16 protein-coding genes are annotated in these 19,143 nt (G+C 65.4%); 11 read left to right on the forward strand and 5 right to left on the reverse strand.

The window, feature by feature from the left end:
* The first annotated feature begins 14 nt into the window (after positions 1–14).
* From ilvC to metG, 3 genes are all read left to right on the forward strand, one after another.
* Positions 15–1,040, forward strand: a complete 1,026-nt coding sequence (ilvC, locus tag LPN03_RS12340; RefSeq protein ID WP_165181091.1) for a ketol-acid reductoisomerase — start codon at positions 15–17, stop codon at positions 1,038–1,040.
* Between the two features lie 169 nt (positions 1,041–1,209).
* Positions 1,210–2,805 carry a phosphoglycerate dehydrogenase gene (gene serA, locus LPN03_RS12345; protein ID WP_262454428.1) on the forward strand — a complete coding sequence of 532 codons (1,596 nt, stop codon included), beginning with the start codon at positions 1,210–1,212 and terminating at the stop codon, positions 2,803–2,805.
* A 103-nt stretch (positions 2,806–2,908) separates the two neighbouring features.
* Entirely contained in the window at positions 2,909–4,483 is a 1,575-nt protein-coding gene (gene metG, locus LPN03_RS12350) for a methionine--tRNA ligase (RefSeq protein WP_262454429.1), read from the forward strand.
* A gap of 101 nt (positions 4,484–4,584) precedes the next feature.
* Here metG and LPN03_RS12355 read toward each other — a convergent pair whose 3' ends face one another.
* The 5 genes from LPN03_RS12355 to LPN03_RS12375 form a co-directional block, all read right to left on the reverse strand.
* Entirely contained in the window at positions 4,585–5,589 is a 1,005-nt protein-coding gene (locus LPN03_RS12355; protein ID WP_262454430.1) for a type IV toxin-antitoxin system AbiEi family antitoxin domain-containing protein, read from the reverse strand.
* A gap of 201 nt (positions 5,590–5,790) precedes the next feature.
* Entirely contained in the window at positions 5,791–8,352 is a 2,562-nt protein-coding gene (locus LPN03_RS12360) for an FtsX family ABC transporter permease (RefSeq protein WP_262454431.1), read from the reverse strand.
* Between the two features lie 4 nt (positions 8,353–8,356).
* The gene (locus LPN03_RS12365) at positions 8,357–9,109 is read right to left on the reverse strand and encodes an ABC transporter ATP-binding protein (protein WP_165181096.1); all 753 of its coding nucleotides are present in this window, start codon (positions 9,107–9,109) and stop codon (positions 8,357–8,359) included.
* Positions 9,110–9,290: 181 nt separating this feature from the next.
* The gene (locus LPN03_RS12370) at positions 9,291–9,995 is read right to left on the reverse strand and encodes a response regulator (RefSeq protein ID WP_205678038.1); all 705 of its coding nucleotides are present in this window, start codon (positions 9,993–9,995) and stop codon (positions 9,291–9,293) included.
* The gene (locus LPN03_RS12375; protein WP_165181180.1) at positions 9,996–11,288 is read right to left on the reverse strand and encodes a sensor histidine kinase; all 1,293 of its coding nucleotides are present in this window, start codon (positions 11,286–11,288) and stop codon (positions 9,996–9,998) included.
* Positions 11,289–11,421: 133 nt separating this feature from the next.
* On the opposite strand from LPN03_RS12375, the gene LPN03_RS12380 reads away from it, so the two are divergent.
* The 8 genes from LPN03_RS12380 to LPN03_RS12415 all read left to right on the forward strand — a co-directional run.
* Positions 11,422–12,474, forward strand: a complete 1,053-nt coding sequence (locus tag LPN03_RS12380) for a 3-isopropylmalate dehydrogenase (RefSeq protein WP_262454432.1) — start codon at positions 11,422–11,424, stop codon at positions 12,472–12,474.
* Positions 12,475–12,649: 175 nt separating this feature from the next.
* Entirely contained in the window at positions 12,650–13,762 is a 1,113-nt protein-coding gene (locus LPN03_RS12385; RefSeq protein ID WP_262454433.1) for a branched-chain amino acid aminotransferase, read from the forward strand.
* 191 nt (positions 13,763–13,953) lie between these two features.
* The gene (locus LPN03_RS12390; RefSeq protein WP_262454434.1) at positions 13,954–16,056 is read left to right on the forward strand and encodes a cell wall-binding repeat-containing protein; all 2,103 of its coding nucleotides are present in this window, start codon (positions 13,954–13,956) and stop codon (positions 16,054–16,056) included.
* Positions 16,057–16,390: 334 nt separating this feature from the next.
* On the forward strand, positions 16,391–16,723 hold the full coding sequence (locus LPN03_RS12395; RefSeq protein ID WP_262454435.1) for a hypothetical protein: 333 nt from the start codon (positions 16,391–16,393) through the stop codon (positions 16,721–16,723).
* The gene (locus tag LPN03_RS12400) at positions 16,720–17,688 is read left to right on the forward strand and encodes a hypothetical protein (protein ID WP_262454436.1); all 969 of its coding nucleotides are present in this window, start codon (positions 16,720–16,722) and stop codon (positions 17,686–17,688) included. The genes LPN03_RS12395 and LPN03_RS12400 overlap by 4 nt, the downstream gene beginning before the upstream one ends.
* A 126-nt stretch (positions 17,689–17,814) precedes the next feature.
* Positions 17,815–18,282, forward strand: a complete 468-nt coding sequence (locus LPN03_RS12405) for a YjfA family protein (RefSeq protein WP_262454437.1) — start codon at positions 17,815–17,817, stop codon at positions 18,280–18,282.
* 80 nt (positions 18,283–18,362) lie between these two features.
* Complete coding sequence (locus LPN03_RS12410; RefSeq protein WP_262454439.1) at positions 18,363–18,872, forward strand: RNA polymerase sigma factor; 510 nt, start codon at positions 18,363–18,365, stop codon at positions 18,870–18,872.
* 1 nt (position 18,873) lies between these two features.
* Positions 18,874–19,143 (forward strand): hypothetical protein (locus LPN03_RS12415; protein ID WP_262454440.1); only part of this gene is annotated, 270 nt, incomplete at its 3' end.

The raw sequence follows: 19,143 nt of genomic DNA on the forward strand, positions 1-19,143 counted from the left end.
CAAGGAGTTTCACAGTGACCGACATGTTCTACGACGACGATGCAGACCTGTCCATCATCCAAGGTCGCAAGGTCGCCGTCATCGGCTACGGCAGCCAGGGGCACGCACACGCATTGAGCCTGCGCGATTCCGGCGTTGACGTTCGCGTCGGCTTGAAGGAAGGCTCCAAGTCCCGCGCCAAGGCGGAAGCCGAAGGCCTGCGCGTGCTCAGCGTTGCCGACGCCGTCAAGGAAGCCGACCTGATCATGGTCCTGACCCCGGACCAGGTCCAGCGCTTCGTGTACGCCGAGGAAATCGCCCCCAACCTCAACGCCGGCGACGCACTCTTCTTCGGCCATGGCTTCAACATCCGCTACGGCTACATCCAGCCGCCGGCCGACGTCGACGTCGCCCTCGTGGCACCCAAGGGCCCGGGCCACATTGTCCGCCGCGAATTCGAGGCAGGCCGCGGCGTGCCGGACCTGATCGCCGTCGAGCAGAACCCCTCCGGCAAGGCCAGGGAGCTGGCCCTTTCCTACGCCAAGGGCATCGGCGGCACCCGTGCCGGCGTCATCGAAACCACTTTCACCGAAGAGACCGAAACGGACCTGTTCGGCGAGCAGGCCGTTCTTTGCGGCGGTGCCTCGCAGCTGGTGCAGTATGGTTTCGAGACCCTGACCGAGGCCGGCTACAAGCCTGAGGTTGCCTACTTCGAGGTGCTGCACGAGCTCAAGCTCATCGTTGACCTCATGGTCGAGGGCGGCATCGCCAAGCAGCGCTGGAGCGTTTCCGACACGGCCGAATACGGCGACTACGTCTCCGGCCCCCGCGTCATCACCCCCGACGTGAAGGAAAACATGAAGGCCGTCCTGGCCGACATCCAGAACGGTGCTTTCGCCAAGCGCTTCATTGACGACCAGGACGCCGGCGCCCCGGAATTCAAGGCCCTGCGCAAGAAGGGTGAGGACCACCCCATCGAGGCCACCGGGCGCGAACTGCGCAAGCTGTTCTCCTGGATCAAGTCCGACGACGACTACACCGAAGGTTCCGTCGCCCGCTAGGCCCCGGCCGTGTGATGCGCGTCGCTTGCGTCGCCGTCCCGGCTGATTGTTACGGCAAGGAAGCCGGGCTCCCATAAACTGGAGTCCGGCTTTTTTGTTGCAACGCCAACGAAAAAGCCATTCACCAAAATCCCCACCAGAACATCAACGAGAGCTAAAGAGGTCATAGGTGAGCGCCACCAAGCCAGTTGTACTCCTCGCAGAGGAACTTTCACCCGCAACAGTTGAGGCGCTGGGCCCCGACTTTGAAATCCGCCAGACGGACGGCTCCGACCGCTCCCAGCTGCTCTCTGCCATCGTCGATGCCGACGCGATCCTGATCCGCTCGGCCACGCAGGTCGACGCCGAGGCCATCGCGGCTGCGAAGAACCTGAAGGTCATTGCACGTGCCGGCGTGGGGCTGGACAACGTGGACATCAAGGCAGCAACGCAGGCCGGCGTCATGGTGGTCAACGCGCCGACGTCGAACATTGTCTCCGCAGCTGAACTGACCATCGGGCACATCCTGTCCCTGGCCCGCCACATCCCGGCCGCCAGCACCGCCCTGAAGAACGGCGAGTGGAAGCGCTCCAAGTACACAGGCACCGAACTGCTGGAAAAGAAGCTGGGCATCATCGGCCTGGGCCGCATCGGCGCCCTGATCACCGAACGGGCCAAGGCCTTCGGCATGGAAATAGTCGCCTACGACCCCTACGTCACCTCCGCCCGCGCCGCCAGCCTGGGCGTGCAGCTGCTCTCGCTGGATGAGCTGCTGGAACAGTCCGACTTCATCACCATCCACATGCCGCGCACGCCGGAAACCGTCGGGATGATCAGCACCGAAGCGTTCGCGAAGATGAAAAAGAGTGCCTACGTCATCAACGTGGCCCGCGGCGGCCTCATCGATGAAACGGCCCTGAACATTGCCCTGCGCGACGGCGAAATTGCCGGCGCCGGGATTGACGTGTTCGTCAAGGAGCCGGCCACCGACGTCGACTTCCTGTCCCTGGACAACGTCATTGCCACCCCGCACCTGGGCGCATCCACTGGCGAGGCCCAGGAAAAGGCCGGCGTCTCCGTGGCCAAGTCCGTCCGCCTGGCGCTGGCCGGCGAGCTGGTCCCCGACGCCGTCAACGTGGCTGGCGGCGTGATCGCCTCCGATGTCCGCCCGGGCATCCCCCTGATCGAGAAGCTGGGCCGCATCTTCACCGCCCTGACCCACGCCTCGGTGACGCAGATCGACGTCGAGGTGGCCGGCGAGATTGCCGCCCTGGACGTCAAGGCGCTGGAACTCTCCGCGCTGAAGGGCGTCTTCAAGGACGTGGTCTCCGAGCAGGTTTCCTACGTCAACGCGCCCATCCTGGCTGAACAGCGCGGCATCAAGACGAACCTGATCACCACGCTGGAATCCGCCGACTACCGCAACGTGCTGACCATCCGCGGCGCGCTGTCCGACGACTCGCAGATCTCCGTCGCCGGGACGCTGACAGGTCCGAAGCAGATCCAGAAGATCGTCGGCGTCAACGGCTATGAGCTGGAAATCCCCATGAGCGACCACCTGCTGGTCATCTCCTACGCGGACCGCCCCGGCGTGGTGGGCACGCTGGGCCGCCTGCTGGGCGAAAACAATGTCAACATTGCCGGCATGCAGGTGGCCCGCCACAGCGAGGGCGGCCAGGCCCTGGCCCTCATCACCGTGGACAGCTCCGTGCCGCAGGGCCTGCTGGAGTCCATCAAGACCGAGATCGGCGCCACCGTGGCCCGCGAGGTGGACCTGGAGGACTGACCTTCCGCAACATCCGACGGCGGCGTTCCCACTGAGGCGGGGACGCCGCCGTCGTTTTTGTTAGGAAGCGGCGAATCACCACTGTTCACGGTAAATTCGTAGGGTGACATCATCTGAACCGGCCAAGACGCCTTACTACCTGACCACCGCCATTACGTACCCGAACGGTGTTCCGCACATCGGGCATGCCTACGAGTACATCGCCACGGACGCCATGGCACGCTTCAAGCGCCTGGACGGGTATGACGTCATGTTCCTGACCGGCACGGATGAGCACGGCATGAAGATTGCCCAGGCAGCCGAAAAGGAAGGCATCACGCCCAAGGAACTGGTGGACCGCAACGCCGCCGTGTACAAGGAGGCCCACGCGGCACTTGGCATCAGCTACGACAGGTTCATCCGCACCACCGATGCGGACCACCTGGCAGCGTCGCAGGCCATCTGGAAGAAGATGGAGGACGCCGGTGACATTTACCTGGGCAAGTACGAGGGCTGGTATTCCGTCCGCGACGAGGCCTACTACGGCGACGACGAGACCGAACTCCGCGAGGACGGCAAGCGCTACTCCAAGGTCACCGACACGGAACTGACCTGGACGGAAGAGGAAAGCTACTTTTTCCGCCTGTCCAACTACCAGGAAAAGCTGTTGGCGCTCTACGAGGAACAGCCCGAATTCGGCGCGCCGCGGACCCGCTTCAACGAGGTCATCAGCTTCGTCAAGGGCGGCCTGGATGACCTCTCCGTTAGCCGCACCACCTTCGACTGGGGTGTCCCGGTCCCCGGCAACGACAAACACGTCATGTATGTGTGGGTTGACGCCCTCACCAACTACCTCACGGGCGTGGGCTACCCCGACGTTGACTCGGAAGCCTTCCAGAAGTTCTGGCCCGCGGACGTGCACATCATCGGCAAGGACATCTCCCGCTTCCACGCCGTGTATTGGCCGGCATTTTTGATGTCCGCCGGGATCGAGCTGCCCAAGCGGGTCATGATCCACGGTTTCCTCCACAACAACGGCGTGAAGATGTCCAAGTCCCTCGGCAACGTGGTGGCCCCGGCCGACTGGGTGGCCCAGTACGGCCTGGACCAGGTGCGCTTCTTCCTGCTGCGCGAGGTCCCCTTCGGTGCGGACGGCTCCTACAACCACGACGCCGTCGTGGGCCGGATGAACTCCGACCTGGCCAACAACCTGGGCAACCTGGCCCAGCGTTCGCTGTCCATGGTGGCGAAGAACTGCGCGGGTGTTGTGCCCGTACCCGGGGAGCTGACAGCCGCGGACGAGTCGATTCTGGCCGCGGCCGGGGCGCTCCTGGACCACGCCCGGCAGGCCTACCAGGCGCAGGACTTCCACGGTTCGCTGGAGAAAATTTGGCACGTCCTGGGCGACACCAACGCCTACTTTGCCGAGCAGGCCCCGTGGGTGCTGCGCAAGACGGACGTGCCCCGCATGGAGACCGTGCTGTATGTGACCCTTGAGGTGCTGCGCATTGTGTCCATCCTGGTCCAGCCGGTCATGCCTGACTCCGCCGCGAAGCTCCTGGACGTGTTGGGGCAGGGCACGTCGCCGGACGACGCCGTCCGCCAGTTCGCCGCCGTCGGGACGCCCCTGGCCCCCGGCACCGTCCTTCCCGCCCCGACGCCGATCTTCCCCAAGTACGAGGAACCCGCCGAGGCGTAGGCGCGTCCCGCCACTTTCGAAAAATGCCGCCGTTCCCGCATTTTGCCGCAGTTCTACCTGCGGCAAAATGCGGGAGCTGCGGCAATTTTGCGTTCGGAGGATCATTTTTGCCGGAGCCCCGCCTCGCGCAGGAGGGCGGGGAACCGTTCTCGGTCCAACATTTCAGCCCACGTCCAGCGGACAAATCCCACGCCTTGGGCGCGGATTTGGTCCTCCCGCGCCTTCTCCGCCAGCACCCGGTCCTGAATCGATGCTCCGCCTCCCCAATCGGCGCGGAGATACTTTCCCTTCCCGTCGAATTCACCCACGAGCGCATGTTCCTCGAACCAAAAGTCCACTTTTGCCTCTCGGCCGTCGCGGAGGGCAAACGGCTTTTGGAGGATTGGTGCCGGGAATCCCAGCTGGAACATTTTTGCGCGGCTGATCGATTCGCCCGCCGAGCCGGACAGGGCCGACGCGAAGTTGACCACGGCAAGAGTCCGATCGCGGGCGGCCCTGCTCTTGAAACTTCCCGCGGCAGACTTCAGCTCCTCCACGGCGAGCGCCGGACCCTGCGGGCCGTCGGTGAACCACCGCGGTTCACCCGGGGGCGGCGGGGAGCCGGCGGCCGCAAATTGGTTGACAGCATCGCGGGCCTCCGGAATCCTCAGCGCGGAGTCGCAGACCGCCACGGCGTAGGGGAAGGACAGCTCCTTGATCAATGCCAGCGTGGTCGTCAGCTTGTCGGTGAGCAGAAACGGGCCGCACTGCACCATGCTGCCGGTCAGCGATCCGAAGTGGCGAATCACCCCGTTGTTGCTGCGGCCGCTGGTGGCGGTTTCCGTCACCACATGCAGCTTTGACGGCACTCCGACGATCCACAAGCCCCACAGTCGGGCCGCCGTCGCATGGCAAAATACCGGCTGCCGCGGTGCCAGGGCCTGGAATGCGGCAGCCTGCAGGCCGTACCGCTGGGCCGGGCTTGAACCGTTCCAGTCCGCGGATTTCGCATAGACGCCGCGGCGGATACGCACCAGCTCACCCCTGTTCGTGCGCTGGGCGAGCTTCCGGGAATCTTGTCCCACGAGCCGCAAATCCGCCGGCAGGATCAGGCGTGACGTGTTCATGCCTCCCAGCGTGCCATCACGTGAACTGCCAGGTAAGGGGCAAATTGGCTTCTGTGGATAACCTGCCAGCGTCCGGAAGCAGGCGGCCATGGTGTCCTGATCCGGTGACCCACGTGAAATGCCGCCGTTCCCGCATTTTGCCGCAGGTAGACAGGCGGCAAAATGCGGGAACGGCGGCAAATTCCGTCCGGGCGGACCGGATCAGTCCATGGCGAGGCCCTCAACGGGGGACAGCCTGGCCGCGCGGTGGGCGGGCACCACGGAGGCGAGCAGTCCGGCCGCGGCGGCCACGGCCACCACAAGCAGCACCTGGGCCCACGGCACCACGGCCACCACTGTGGTGAAACCGCCCAAGGCGGACTGGGCGCCGAGCCAGCCATACAGCACGCCCAGTGCCGAGCCGATGACGGCTGCCACCCCTGCAATGAGGACAGCCTCCAGCGCAAGCATCCCGCGCAACTGGCCGCGGGTCAGGCCCAGTGCCCGCAGCAGCGAGTTCTCCCGCGTCCGCTCCAGCACCGAAAGCGACAGGGTGTTCGCCACGCCGATCAACGCAATGACGATCGCCACGGCCAGCAGGCCCGTCACCACCAGCAGCAGCGTGTTGATGACCTGGTTGAACATGACCTTTTGCAGCACCGCACCGTCAACCTGGTTTTCATCAACATGCAGCGCCGACGCCAGCTCGGTGCGCAGCGTCGACAAGGCGTTTGCGTCCAGGGCTGGATTGACCTTGATCCACAGCTGTTCCGCGGTCCGGGACAGAACGGGGCTGCCGGCCGTTGCCGCCGGGAAGGAATCCAGTGTCACCAGCGGGGGAAATTCCCGCGTGGTGGCGACCCGCACGGAAAGCTGCGTGGCCTTGCCGGCATCAACCAGCGACGCCGTCCCCGCCTTCGCTGCTTGACTTCCCTTGGGCAGCACCACAGTGCCGGGAGCCGGGCGGTTCCCCGAGTTGCCGAGCAGGCGCGCCGCGTCGGAGGAGGCAATGCCGTAGGCTGCCAGCTCCTGGCCGCCTGCCGTCACCGTCCCCACGGGCACCAGGCGGGCAACGGCCGAAACTCCCGGCAGTGCTGCAGCCTTGGCCAGTTCAGCATCCGTAAACGCAGGGGCCCCGGGCACCGCCATGGCTGTCAGGTCCACGGGGAAGTGGTTGGACAGCTGTGATTCAAATGCCTGCCGCGCTGTGGTCGCGCCTGTCATCATCATGGTCACCAGGGTGACACCGATCAGCAGTGCCGAGGCCGTGGCGGTGGTCCGGCGCGGATTCCGCACGGCGTTTGCCTTGGCCATGGTGCCCGGGACCCCGGCGGGGCGGGCAAGATGCCCCGTCAGGGCCACCAGCCGCGGGACAAAAAGCGATGCCGCCAGGATGATCCCCACGAACGACGCAGCCCCCGACGGGACCGCCAGCAGCAGCGAGGCCTTGAGCCCGCCGGCAACCAGTCCCACGCCGCCCGCCAGGATGAGCGCGATGCCCAGCCCCAGCCGGATGCGCCCCGCGGCATTGTGCATTGAGGCGTCGTCGGCCGGGCGAAGGGCTGCGAGCGGTGCCACGCGGGTGGCTGAACGTGCCGGCACAAGGGCGGCCACCACGGTCAGCAGTGTGCCAACCACCAGCCCGGCAATGATGGACGACGCCGGCACCCCCAGGGTCGCGAACGCATAGTCGGGATTTTGGCGCAGCAGGCCAACGACGGCGGCCATGGTCCCCACTGCGGCGAGCACGCCCAGCACCGAGGCCACCAGCCCGACGACGGCGGCCTCGAGAATGACCGACCAGCGCACCTGCTTCCTGCTGGCGCCAACACAGCGCAGCAGTGCCAGCTCACGGGTTCGCTGGGCCACCAGCACCGAGAAGGTGTTGGAGACGACCAGCCCGGAGACCAGCAGTGCGACGGCGGCGAAGGCGAGGAGAACGATCGTGAGGTGGTCCGAGCCGCCCGTGAAGGACTTGACGGTGTTGGTGGTCAGCTGCTGTGGGGTGGCCACCTGGCCGGCCGGCAGCTTGAGCGCTGATTCGAGTGCCGTGGCGGCCGCGGCAACGTTGGTGCCCGGTGCCAGCTTGACGGCGATCGTTGCATAGCCGGCCACCGGGCCGGACACGGCGTCAACGGTGGAAGCCGCGGCGGCAAGCTGGGCCAGGCCTGAGAGCTGGGGGTCGGCGGATGCCGCCATGATCCCCGTGACGGTGGCCTTGACTGATGGCGGCGCGGCGGTCGGCGCGGCGATCGGCGCGGCGCCCTGGGTGCCTGAACCGCCTTCGGCCTTTGCGCCGCCCCCTTGCGGGGATGCTGCGGAATTTCCCAGCAGCGAGACGGTGCTGCCGACAGCCAGGTGCCGGGCAGCCGCCGTCTTGGCGTCGACGGCCACCTGGCCGGCCGCCGTCGGCCATGAACCGCTCACCAGCGCCAGGGGCTCCAGCGCTGCCGAGGACGGGGTGTTGCGCAGGGTGGCGGCCACGGTGGCGTTGCCGGCCGAAACGGCCACCATTTCCCGGCGGAGGGGGTAGCTGGCTGCGATGCCCGGGGTCCGGGCGGCCGCGGCGGCTGACTCCGCGGTCAACGCGACGGAGTTGGTGGGGGAGGCCACGAGGTCGGCCTTGGCATAGGACTGGCCCAGGCTGGCAGTCAGCGAGGCCTGGGCGGAGGCGTTGACCATGAGGGTGGCGGAGAGGAAGGCGACGGCGAGCAGCACGGCCAGGGTGATGGCAATGAAGCGGCGCGAGTGGTTCCTGAGCTGGCTGAGGGCAACGTGCAGCATGTGCTCAGGCCCCCAGGGAGGCGAGCGAAGCAAGCACTGACTCGGCGGTGGGGCTGTCCAGCTCGCCCACCAGTTCGCCGTCGTTCATTAACACCACGCGGTCGGCGTAGGAGGCGGCCACCGGGTCGTGCGTGACCATGATGATGCTCTGTCCCATCTCGCGGGAAGAGCGGCGGAGCATGCCCAGCACCTCGGCGCCGGAGCGGGAATCGAGGTTGCCGGTGGGCTCGTCGCCGAAGATGACGTCGGGACGGGTCAGGAGTGCGCGGGCCACGGCGACGCGCTGCTGCTGGCCGCCGGAGAGCTCGTGCGGCTTGTGCTTCAGCCTGTCGACCAGGCCCAGCGTGGTGGTGACAAAGGCGAACCATTCCGCGTCCACCTTGCCCCCGGCCAGTGCCACGGGCAGGGTGATGTTGGCTTCCGCGGTGAGTGTGGGGACCAGGTTGAAGGCCTGGAACACGAAGCCGATCCGGTCCCGCCGCAGTTGGGTCAGCGCCTTGTCGTTGAGGGCGGTCAGCTCCGTGTCGCCCAGGTGGATGGTGCCTCCCGTGACGGAATCGAGCCCGGCCAGGCAGTGCATCAGGGTGGACTTGCCCGAACCGGAGGGGCCCATAATGGCGGTGAACTGGCCGGCGGGGAAGTCCAGGTCCACGCCCTTCAGCGCAGCCACCTCCGTGTCGCCCCTGCCATACGTCTTGCGCAGTCCGCGGGCCTGGACAGCAAGGGTACGCTGGTTTTTCTCAGTGATGATGGTCATGGCCCCAGCCTATTTGCGGCCGGGGCCGCCGCGGATCGGAGCACGGGAGGATATGCGCCGGGTTTTCGACGCCGGGGCCTCCTACCACGGGATGACCCGCCACGCCCCTCGAACCGGCACTTAACGTGGATGTTCCGCGCAAACATCCACGTTAAATGCCCGTTCGGCGAGAGGGCAGCCGTCAGCCGGGGGAGACGATCCCTGTCTCATACGCCAGGACAACCACCTGAACGCGGTCGCGGGCGTTCAACTTGGCCAGGATGTGGCCCACATGCGTCTTGACGGTGGCCTCGGAAACGAACAGCTGTGCCGCAATTTCCGGGTTGGAGAGGCCATTGGCGATCAGCACAAAAACCTCGTGCTCGCGCGCCGTCAGTGACGCCACGGCCGCCGCATTGGCGTCGCTGGCCGGGCTCGGGGCGGAGAGCATGGGCGCCACGTGGTCCAGCAGCCGGCGCGTGGTGGACGGGGCAATGACCGCGTCCCCGGCAAACACTGTGCGGATGGCGCCAAGCAGTTCCTCGGGCGGGGCATCCTTGAGGAGGAACCCGCTGGCCCCGGCCTGGATCGCCGACAGGGCATATTCGTCGAGGTCAAAGGTGGTCAGCACCACGATCTTCAGCTCCGACAGCCACGATCCCGCCGGCGCGCCCTTGATCCGTTCCATGAGCCGGCGGGTGGTCTCAATCCCGTCCATGCCCGGCATGCGCACGTCCATGAGCACCACGTCGGCAGCCACGGCAGCCAGCCCGGCCAGGGCCTCGATCCCATTGCCGGCCTCCACCACCACGGCCAGATCGGGCTGCGAGTTGATCAACATGCCGAAGCCGGAGCGGACCAACTGCTGGTCGTCCACCAAGGCCACACGGATGGGAACGGATGTCATTCAGGCCTCCGAATAGGGGATGAGTGCGGCGATGCCGAAGCCGCCGCCGGCGAGCGGTTTGGCGGTCAGGGTTCCATCGTAGAGCTTGACGCGTTCGGCCATGCCGCGCAGGCCGTTCCCGCCAGACGCCCCAACCGCAGCAGGGCCGGGAGGCGGGCCGGCTGCCGCCGGGGACGGCTGGGAGCCGCGGCCGGGCGCGGGGGAGGGTGCGCCGTCGTGCCTGGAAACGGTGTCAGCGAACGACGCCGTTGCCCCCCTTCCGTTGTCCCGCACCGACACTTCCAGGCCCCGTGCGGTCCAGTTCAGCAATACGTCGGCCCGGGCGTTGGGCCCGGCGTGCTTGATGACATTGGTCAGGCCCTCCTGCACCATGCGATAGGCCGTGAGTTCCGCCCCCGGGGGGAGGGCGCGCCGGGCGGTGCCGGTGACGGTGTAGGAGACGGGCAGGCCCGTGGCGCGGATGCCGAGGAGGAGCTCGTCCAGGTCCGGCAGGCCCGGCAGGGGGCGCATGGGGGCGTCGGTGCCGCCGCGCAGCACGCCCAGCAGGCGGCGCATTTCCTGCAGCGAGGTGCGGCCCGTTTCGGCGATGGTGGCCAGCGTGGCCGGGGCCACCTCGGGATTCGCGGCCGCCGCGTACCGTGCGCCGTCGGCCTGGGCAATGATGACCGAGAGGGAGTGTGCCACGATGTCGTGCATTTCGCGGGCGATGTGGGCGCGTTCGTCGCTGGCCGCCAGCTCGCGTTCCTGCTGGGCTTCGATTTCCAGCCGGTGCGCCCTGTCCTCCAGGGCCTGTTCGCGCAGCCGTTTGGTCCGGGTCAGGTCCCCGGCCGTCCAGCTGAACAGCACCAGCACCCACACCGTCAGCACCAGCACCATCCCGTAGGGGAGCGCGGCCACGGAGCTTGAGGTGAGGTTGACGAAGAAGCGGGTGACCATCATGACGGCGCCCAGCAGTGCCAGCACCAGCCCCCCGAGGGACGCCCAGCGGGGGCCAAACGCCGCCAAGGCGTACACGATGACCGGGACGGCCACGTCGGCCGGCATCGGGTGGACGGACAGGCCCCACTGCAGGATGGCGGCGGCCGCAATGATCGCACCGGCCATGGCGGTGCGCGTGCGGCGCCAGGCCAGGGGAAACACCAGCAGCACGGAGAACAGGGCGCCGCCGAGCCTGTCGGATCCCGTCGAGCCGGCCAGGACCCCAAACGGCGCCACCACCAGCAGGAGCACGCCCATGAGGACAAAGTCCACGGCAAAGCGGTGCTGCCGGAACCAGTCGTAGACGGAAGTCATGATCACTGGACCAACTCTAGGCCGGATCGGCGCGGGGGCGCGTCCTGCCACGGGTGGAGATTCCGCCCCGCGGAGTGTCTCAAACTGTGAGATCAGCTGCCCATCATGTGGATGATTTCGCTAGGGTTGGGGCATGAGCGCATCGATTGACATTGCAGTAATCGCCGGTGACGGCATCGGCCCCGAAGTAACGGCGGAGGCCGTCAAGGTCCTGAAAGAGGCCACGGCCTCCGACGGCGTTGAGCTGAAGATCACGGACTACGAGCTGGGCGCCGCGCACTGGCTGGCCACCGGGGAAACCCTCACCGATGCCACCATTGACGCCCTGCGCGGCCATGACGCCATCCTCTTTGGCGCGGTGGGGGCAGCCCCCGGCGACACCAGCATCCCCTCCGGGCTGATCGAGCGCGAACTGCTGCTCAAGCTGCGGTTTAGCCTGGACCATTTCGTAAACCTCCGCCCGTCCCGCCTGTACCGCGGCGTGGCGTCACCGCTCGCGAACCCCGGCGCCATCGATTTCGTGGTGGTCCGAGAAGGAACCGAGGGCCCGTACGTGGGCAACGGCGGCGTGCTGCGCAAGGGCACTCCGCAGGAGATTGCCACGGAGGTGTCGGTCAACACGGCGTTCGGCGTGGAGCGCGTGGTGCGGGACGGCTTCCGCCGGGCCAATGAGCGCCCGCGCAAGAAGCTCACCTACGTGCACAAACACAATGTCCTGGTGCACGCCGGGCACCTGTGGAAGCGCACCGTGGAGGCCGTGGCGTCCGAATTCCCCGACGTTGCCGTGGACTACCTGCATGTGGACGCGGCCACGATCTTCCTGGTCACCGACCCGGCACGCTTTGACGTCATTGTCACGGACAACCTCTTTGGCGACATCATTACCGACCTTGCCGCCGCCGTCACGGGCGGGATCGGCCTGGCAGCCTCCGGCAACATCAACATGGACCGCACCGCGCCGTCCATGTTTGAACCGGTCCACGGCTCCGCGCCGGACATTGCCGGCCAGCAGAAAGCTGATCCGACGGCGGCCATCCTGTCGGCTGCGCTCCTGCTCGAACACCTTGGCCACGGGGCCGCGGCTGCCCGCATTGAAGCGGCCGTCGCCGCCGACATTGCGGGCCGCAACCCGGCGTCACCCCGCCCGACCAGCGCGATAGGCGACGCCATAGCGGCAGCCCTCTGACCGGCGTCGTGCCTGTCAGGGGAGCCGGGCTGTGCAGGAGTACGCTTAACCAATAGAGTGAGTGCACCGTAACTGAAATCCCCGGTGCATGAACACAATTCACGGCACGGATTTTCGGCACCAATCTCCGCCCAGGCTGGCACAAGCAATGAGGCGAAAACCATGTGGAGGAAGCATGACACAGACAGCAAATGGGCTGGCATTCACCCGGCGGCCCAACACGAATCCGAAGAGTGACGCCGAGCGGGCAGCCATTTTGGCCAACCCCGGCTTTGGCGACTACTTCACGGACCACACCGCTGTTGTGGACTTCACGATTGACGCGAACGGGCAGGGCGGCTGGGGCAATGCGCGCATTGAGCCCTATGGCCCCATCGCCATGGACCCCGCCGCCGCGGTGCTGCACTACGGCCAGGAAATCTTTGAGGGCCTGAAGGCGTACCGCCACGCAGACGGCTCCGTATGGAGCTTCCGCCCCGAAGCCAATGCGGCCCGCTTCAACACCTCCGCCCGCCGCCTGGCGCTGCCCGAACTGCCCGAAGAGGTCTTCATCGAGTCGCTGCGCCAGCTGGTCGCCGCCGACCAGGCCTGGGTTCCGTCCGGCGACGGCGAGGCCCTGTACCTGCGCCCGTTCATGATCGCCACCGAGGCGTTCCTGGGCGTCCGCCCGGCCCGCGAGGTGTCGTACCGGGTCATCGCCTCCCCGGCAGGCAACTACTTTGGCGGCGAGCTCAAGCCCGTCTCCATCTGGCTCTCCACCAGCTATGCGCGTGCGGGCGAGGGCGGCACGGGCGAGGCCAAGTGCGGCGGCAACTACGCAGCCTCGCTGGCCGCGCAGATGGAGGCCGAGGCCCAGGGCTGCAAGCAGGTCCTGTTCCTTGACCCGTTCAACGACAACGCCATCGAAGAGCTCGGCGGCATGAACATCTTCTTCGTGTTCAAGGACGGCCGGCTGGTCACGCCCGCACTCAACGGCCACATCCTCCACGGCATCACGCGGTCCTCGGTCATGCAGCTGGCAGCCGACCGCGGAATGAAGGTGGAGGAACGCAAGATCACCATCGACGAATGGCGAACCGGTGTGGCCTCGGGGGAGATCACCGAGGCGTTCGCGTGTGGCACGGCCGCCGTCATCACGCCCATCGGCGAGCTGAAGACGGCCGAGGGCACCATCGCATCGCCCGGTTCCGGCGCCGGCGAGGTCACCATGGCCATCCGCGAGCAGCTCCTGGGCATCCAGACCGGTGCCGTGGAAGACCTGCACGGCTGGCTCACCCGCCTGGTGTAGTTCGCTTTCTGACGTCCAACCCAGTGGGTGCACTGAATCCGGCTGAAAGGCTGGTTTCAGTGCACCTGCTGCGTTAATCCCTGTCAGAGATCGGAATCCGCGTACCCGGCGAGGGTAGGCGGCCTGGCTCCCGCTGTGCCGGCATGCCGCAGCTGTCTCCGAAATCCCGTGTCGGGCATACTCGGAATTCCTTGATTTATGCTGAGAATTTGCAGTACGTTTCTAGAAGTCGCTTCCTGCCACGCCGTGGATTTCAGCCATTGCGACGGAATCGTTTGTTGGGGGTACCCATGCGCATGGGCGGAGCGTCGACGTTTAATATTGTTGCAGGTCTGGTCGCGGCGTTCGCGCTGGTGCTGGGTGGTTTGGCTCCAGCGGGTGCAGCGCCGGAATCTGTGGCTTCGCCGGTAACTGCCGCGACCAGTCTCGTCGCTCTTCCCACCGTCGCCCGGCCGGCATCCATGACAGCAGTGGGACCGGACATCACCGCCGGTCTGAACGCGACAACCCTGGCGGAAACACCGGACGGCAACACTGCCTATGTTGTGCTCAACACTGATGCCAAGGCCATTGCCGTTATTGACCTGAACACGGGGCAGCGCGTCTCCACGATTGCCATGACCGTGTACATCCAGGGTCTCAAGGCTTCACCCGACGGAAGCAGGATCTACTTTACGAGTCCCAGCCTGCGGGGCGTCGGCATCATTTCCACGGCCACCAACTCGGTCACAGGCATCATCGATCTCGGCGTCACAGGCAACTTCATCGTGGCGCCTTCCCCCGACGGGCAAGTGCTTTTGGCTTTGGACGGGTTCCTGCGCGTGATCCATGTCATCGACGCCAACACGCTGGTACAACGATCGATGATTTCCTTGGCCTCTGAAAACGAAGTCGACGGGGTGTGGGTAAGCCCGGACAGCAGCCAAGCGTACGTTGGGGTGGGAAACGACGACTTTGCTTTAAGGCATCGCGTCTTCACAGTCAAAGTCCTGGACTTGGCGACGGCGCAGCTGGTTCGCACCATCCCGACCTGCAACTATATTAGGGACCTGGTCTTCGCAGCGGGTCTCCACAAGGTCTACATCGGTTGCGAGCAATATCGCGTTACGGTGGCTGACATGGTGACGGGAAGTGTGCTGCAGGACCTTCCCGTGGACTTCAAGGTGAGATTTCTTGCGCTGGCAGCAGGTGGCAGCAAGGTATTGGCTGCGGGAAACGAAGACCCCGGTGTCACTGAAATTGACGTCGCGACGGACACGGTTTCGGTGGGCGTGTCGATTCCCGGCTTGATTTTTGGCTTGGCCGCAGCCAGGCAGGGGAGCCAGGCATACGTGTTGCAGGACGGTAAAACCGGACAATCCGTGTTATCCGTTTTGACCGTCACCAATTCCAAACCGAGTGTCACCACTGACAGGGTTTTTGGTGCCGACCGCTATGAGACGGCAGTTGAGGTCGCGAAAGTGCATTATCCGTGGACGAATACGGTCTACATAGCCTCCGGCGAGCAATTCGCGGATGCATTGTCGGCGGCGCCTGCTGCGGCCCATGAAGGGGCAGCCTTGCTGCTGACGAAGACCAACGTCCTTCCCGATGTGGTGAGGAATGCCATTACGAACCTGAATACCACCAAGATTGTCGTGGTGGGTGGCACTGGCGCGGTATCCGCGTCCGTCTTTGCCCAATTGAAAGCAATGGTGCCCAATACGATCCGACGAAGTGGCGCGGACCGTTATGCGACCTCCAGGGCGGTCATAGCGGGTGCCTTCACCTACGCCTACTACGTCTATGTGGCCACGGGCGAGGACTATCCGGATGCTCTTTCCGCAGGGGCTGTGGCTGCCCAAAACGGTGCACCGGTGCTCCTGGTGCGTGGCAACGCGCAAACACTGGACTCCCAAACCAAGGCCCTCCTGGTAAGGATGCAAACAAACAACACTCCGATAATTGGCGGGACGGGCGTGGTCTCCAGGGGCATTGAGAACGCACTTGCGGCCTCTCTGCTCGGCCCGGAGCGTGTGGCCGGGGCAGACAGATTCGCCACCAACCGGGCGGTCAACCGGCGGTTTGCCTACGGCGAACGCACGTTTTATGTCTCCGGATATGCCTTTCCCGACGCCTTGGCCATAGCATCCGTGGCCTCGGCCCGAACGGGGATCGTTTACCTGGTTCACAGCACCTGCATACCGGCGGGGGACCTCCAGGACATCGCAGGCACACCGGCCGCGACCCGAATAACCCTGATTGGCGGGCCTGCCGTGGTAGGCAATGATGTTGCCTTCGGCAAGGCCTGCTAATCTTCTCATCGCTGTCCGGCACACGGCTGTTAATGCGCGACGACGCCGCCCGGCTTGCGCTGCAGGCCGGGCGGTTTCGCTGGGCTTTCGTCCATGTCGGGATTGTTACATTGCAGCCTTCCCCATAACAATTCCGCGTCGAATCCGCCGCTTTTTGGGCGTTCCCAACCTGGAGCCGCGGGAATCCGCCGATCCACCCGCCGGGCCGGATGTCACGGGCTGTGACCACCCCTTCCGCACCCTTCCTTAGGGTCTTTTTTTGCACTAGCTTTTGTGTCATCCTCTCCTGCCACAACGCGGATTTCAGGGGTCTGGGATGGATTCGGAGGTAGAAATGAAAAGTAGCCGAGTGGTCATGGCCAAGGCGCTCGCGGGTGCGGCTGTGTTGGGGGCGCTCTCTTTGTCCGGCGTGGCTTCGGCCGCGGCGGGGCCGGCTTCGGCCGCGGCCCGGGGACTGCTGCCGGGGGCCGGGCCGGAAATTTCCGTGGGGGCCGGCGTGTCCACCATGGTGACGGTGCCGGACGGTTCCCGCGCCTACGTTGCCGATGCGGATGCGCCAACCGTCACGCCTACGACCTCGCCACGGGCAGCGTGGTGGCCGTTGTGCAACTGCCGGGGCAGGCCGTTGGATTGGCGCGAAGCCGCGATGGCGCCCGCATCTACGTGAGCACGTCAAGCGGTTCTGGCGGCAACTATTTCGTCACGGTCTCGACGTCGACAAACACTATTGCGTCCAAGGTCAAGCTGGACGACGTGGCTTACACCTTGGCTGAAACAGCCGACGGCACGTCAATTCTTGCGTTGGGCCAAAGTTCAGCAAAGAACCTGTACGTGGTTGATGCGACCACCGGTGCGCTCGCCAAGACCATTTCCATCGCCCAGCTGGATGGTTCACTGGAGGCCTTGTCGGTTTCGACCAGTTCGGGGGATTCCTACACGTACATCAGCCGTGCCGCAATGACCAGTGCCACTGCTTCCACCTCTGATGTCCTGGTTGTGGACCCGGGCACTCAGAGCATTGTGCGCACCCTTAAACTGTGTGGTGCGGTCGGCGCGATTGCCTTCTCCAGGGACGGGGCGACAGGCTACTTCGGCTGCGGAGACGGACACCTTGCCGTGCTCCCAAGCTCCACCGGAGCAGTCTTGAAGACCATCGATGTCGGGTTTCAGGTGAGCTATGCACAACTGACGGCGGGCGGCACCCGCCTGGTCGTGGCAGGGAACATGCACCGGGAGTTGGCGGAAATTGATACTTCCACGCTGCAGATTGTTTCGACTTTTACCTCCACCGGTTCGGTCAATGCATTGTCGGCGCCCGACGTGGGGGAGCGGGTTTGGTACCTGCGCGGCAACCAGGACCACACCATGGTCTTGGCGTCCCTGGATACGGGGGCTGCAGGCACCGTCGGGAAGAGCCCCACGCCCACTGCGGGAACCGCGGTGACAACCCCGGCCGCCGAACCGACCCAGCAGGCCCTGCCCGTTGTCGCCTCGACCAGCGCGCCAGCCGTCGGCCCGGAACGAGAAGGGCTGGCAGCCACGGGACCCGCGCCGCTGGCGCCCATCGTAGCCAGCGGATTGGCGCTCCTTCTCGTCGGAGGCATTGCCCTGCGTTTCCGCAAGCAGACGTAGCCAAATTCCGGCTGGGCACAACTGCTGCCCGGTGACTGTAACATAGATCACTTCGCCGGAAACTACCTGTGCATGGCGGCGTTTGGCTGTCTGAAGCATTCAAATGATGCAACAGGAGGAAGAACCATGTTGAAGCGATCTATTGCGGCAGCGGGCGCGGCACTTTTCCTGGCCGGGGGACTCGTGACGATGCTCCCCGCCACCGCCCAGGCCAGTTCAAACCAGGACAATCCCCTTGAAGGCACCGACCCCGCAGCCACAGGCTGCGGGGTCGGTGCCTACGTGGTGAAGGCGTGGGACATGCGCAATGCCGTCTACCACGAGGTCCAGGGCCTGGCCCAACTGGTTTATTCGCCGTCGTGCGGGACAAATTGGGTCAATGTGTACGGATTCACTCCCGGCAACACCTACACCGTCGTGCTCACCAGCAGCGTCCAGCACCGACAGGCCTGGGCTGCCGCAGTTGGGGCCGGAGAAGACGAAGCCACCCCGCAGTCCTATACGCCGGGCAGCACCTGTGTGGACGTGTTGTGGAGGATACAAAATACATCCACCCGTTTCGTGGAAGGTGAAAGTACCACCCGGGTGTGCTGACGTCCCCCGAAGCGGAATTTTGAAGCGGTGCCACCAACCGCTTGACGGCCACGAAACAGGACTACGGACGGAGGGATCCGGTGTCACTATCTCAGCAGGACAGCTTTTTGGCTTTGCATGAGGGATTCAAGCCGCGGGTACTCGGCTACGTCAGGCGCCGGATTTCCTCCAATGCGACGGCCGAGGAAATTGCTGCCGATGTATTCCGCATTGCCTGGCAAAAGCGGGAGGCTGTTCCCGATCCGTCGATTGGCTGGCTGCTCAAAGTGGCCCGCAACTTGATTGGCAATGAGTACCGCAGCCGGGCCCGCGCCTCACAGCTGCAGGATAGGCTCCGGGACAGCGAGCGGCTGAGGTCCCAGGGTTTGGCTGATGACGGCACCCGGGCCGTGATCGCGGCCACGCTGGGACGGCTCAGGGACAAGGACCGGGAAATATTGCTGTTGGTGTATTGGGAAGACTTGACGATGTCCGAGGTTGCCGAGGTGCTCTCGTGCAAGGAGGCCGCCGCACGGGTTCGGCTGCACAGGGCCCGGAAATCCTTTGAACAGGCGCTGCCCCAACAGTTGCGGCCCACCGGAAAGGACTGAAATGGACCCCATCGAATCGATGCTTCGGAGCATCAACCCCGTTCCGGATGAGCCTGCAGGAGCCGACTGGGCCCGGCAGCCACTTGGTGTGGACATGCCTGAAGTATTCACGCCACATTCAGGACGCCAAGACTCCAGGCATGGCTACAGACGTCGCGCCCGGGCCCTGTCCACCGTGCGCGCCATGGCCATAGGCGTGGCGGCCGTCATGCTCATTGTGGCGGCCGGATTCCTCGGTGCGCTGGGCCGGGGCCCCGAGAATCCAGCACCT

It is taken from the genome of Arthrobacter sp. A2-55 (assembly GCF_025548615.1).
Classification (GTDB): Bacteria; Actinomycetota; Actinomycetes; order Actinomycetales; family Micrococcaceae; genus Specibacter; species Specibacter silviterrae.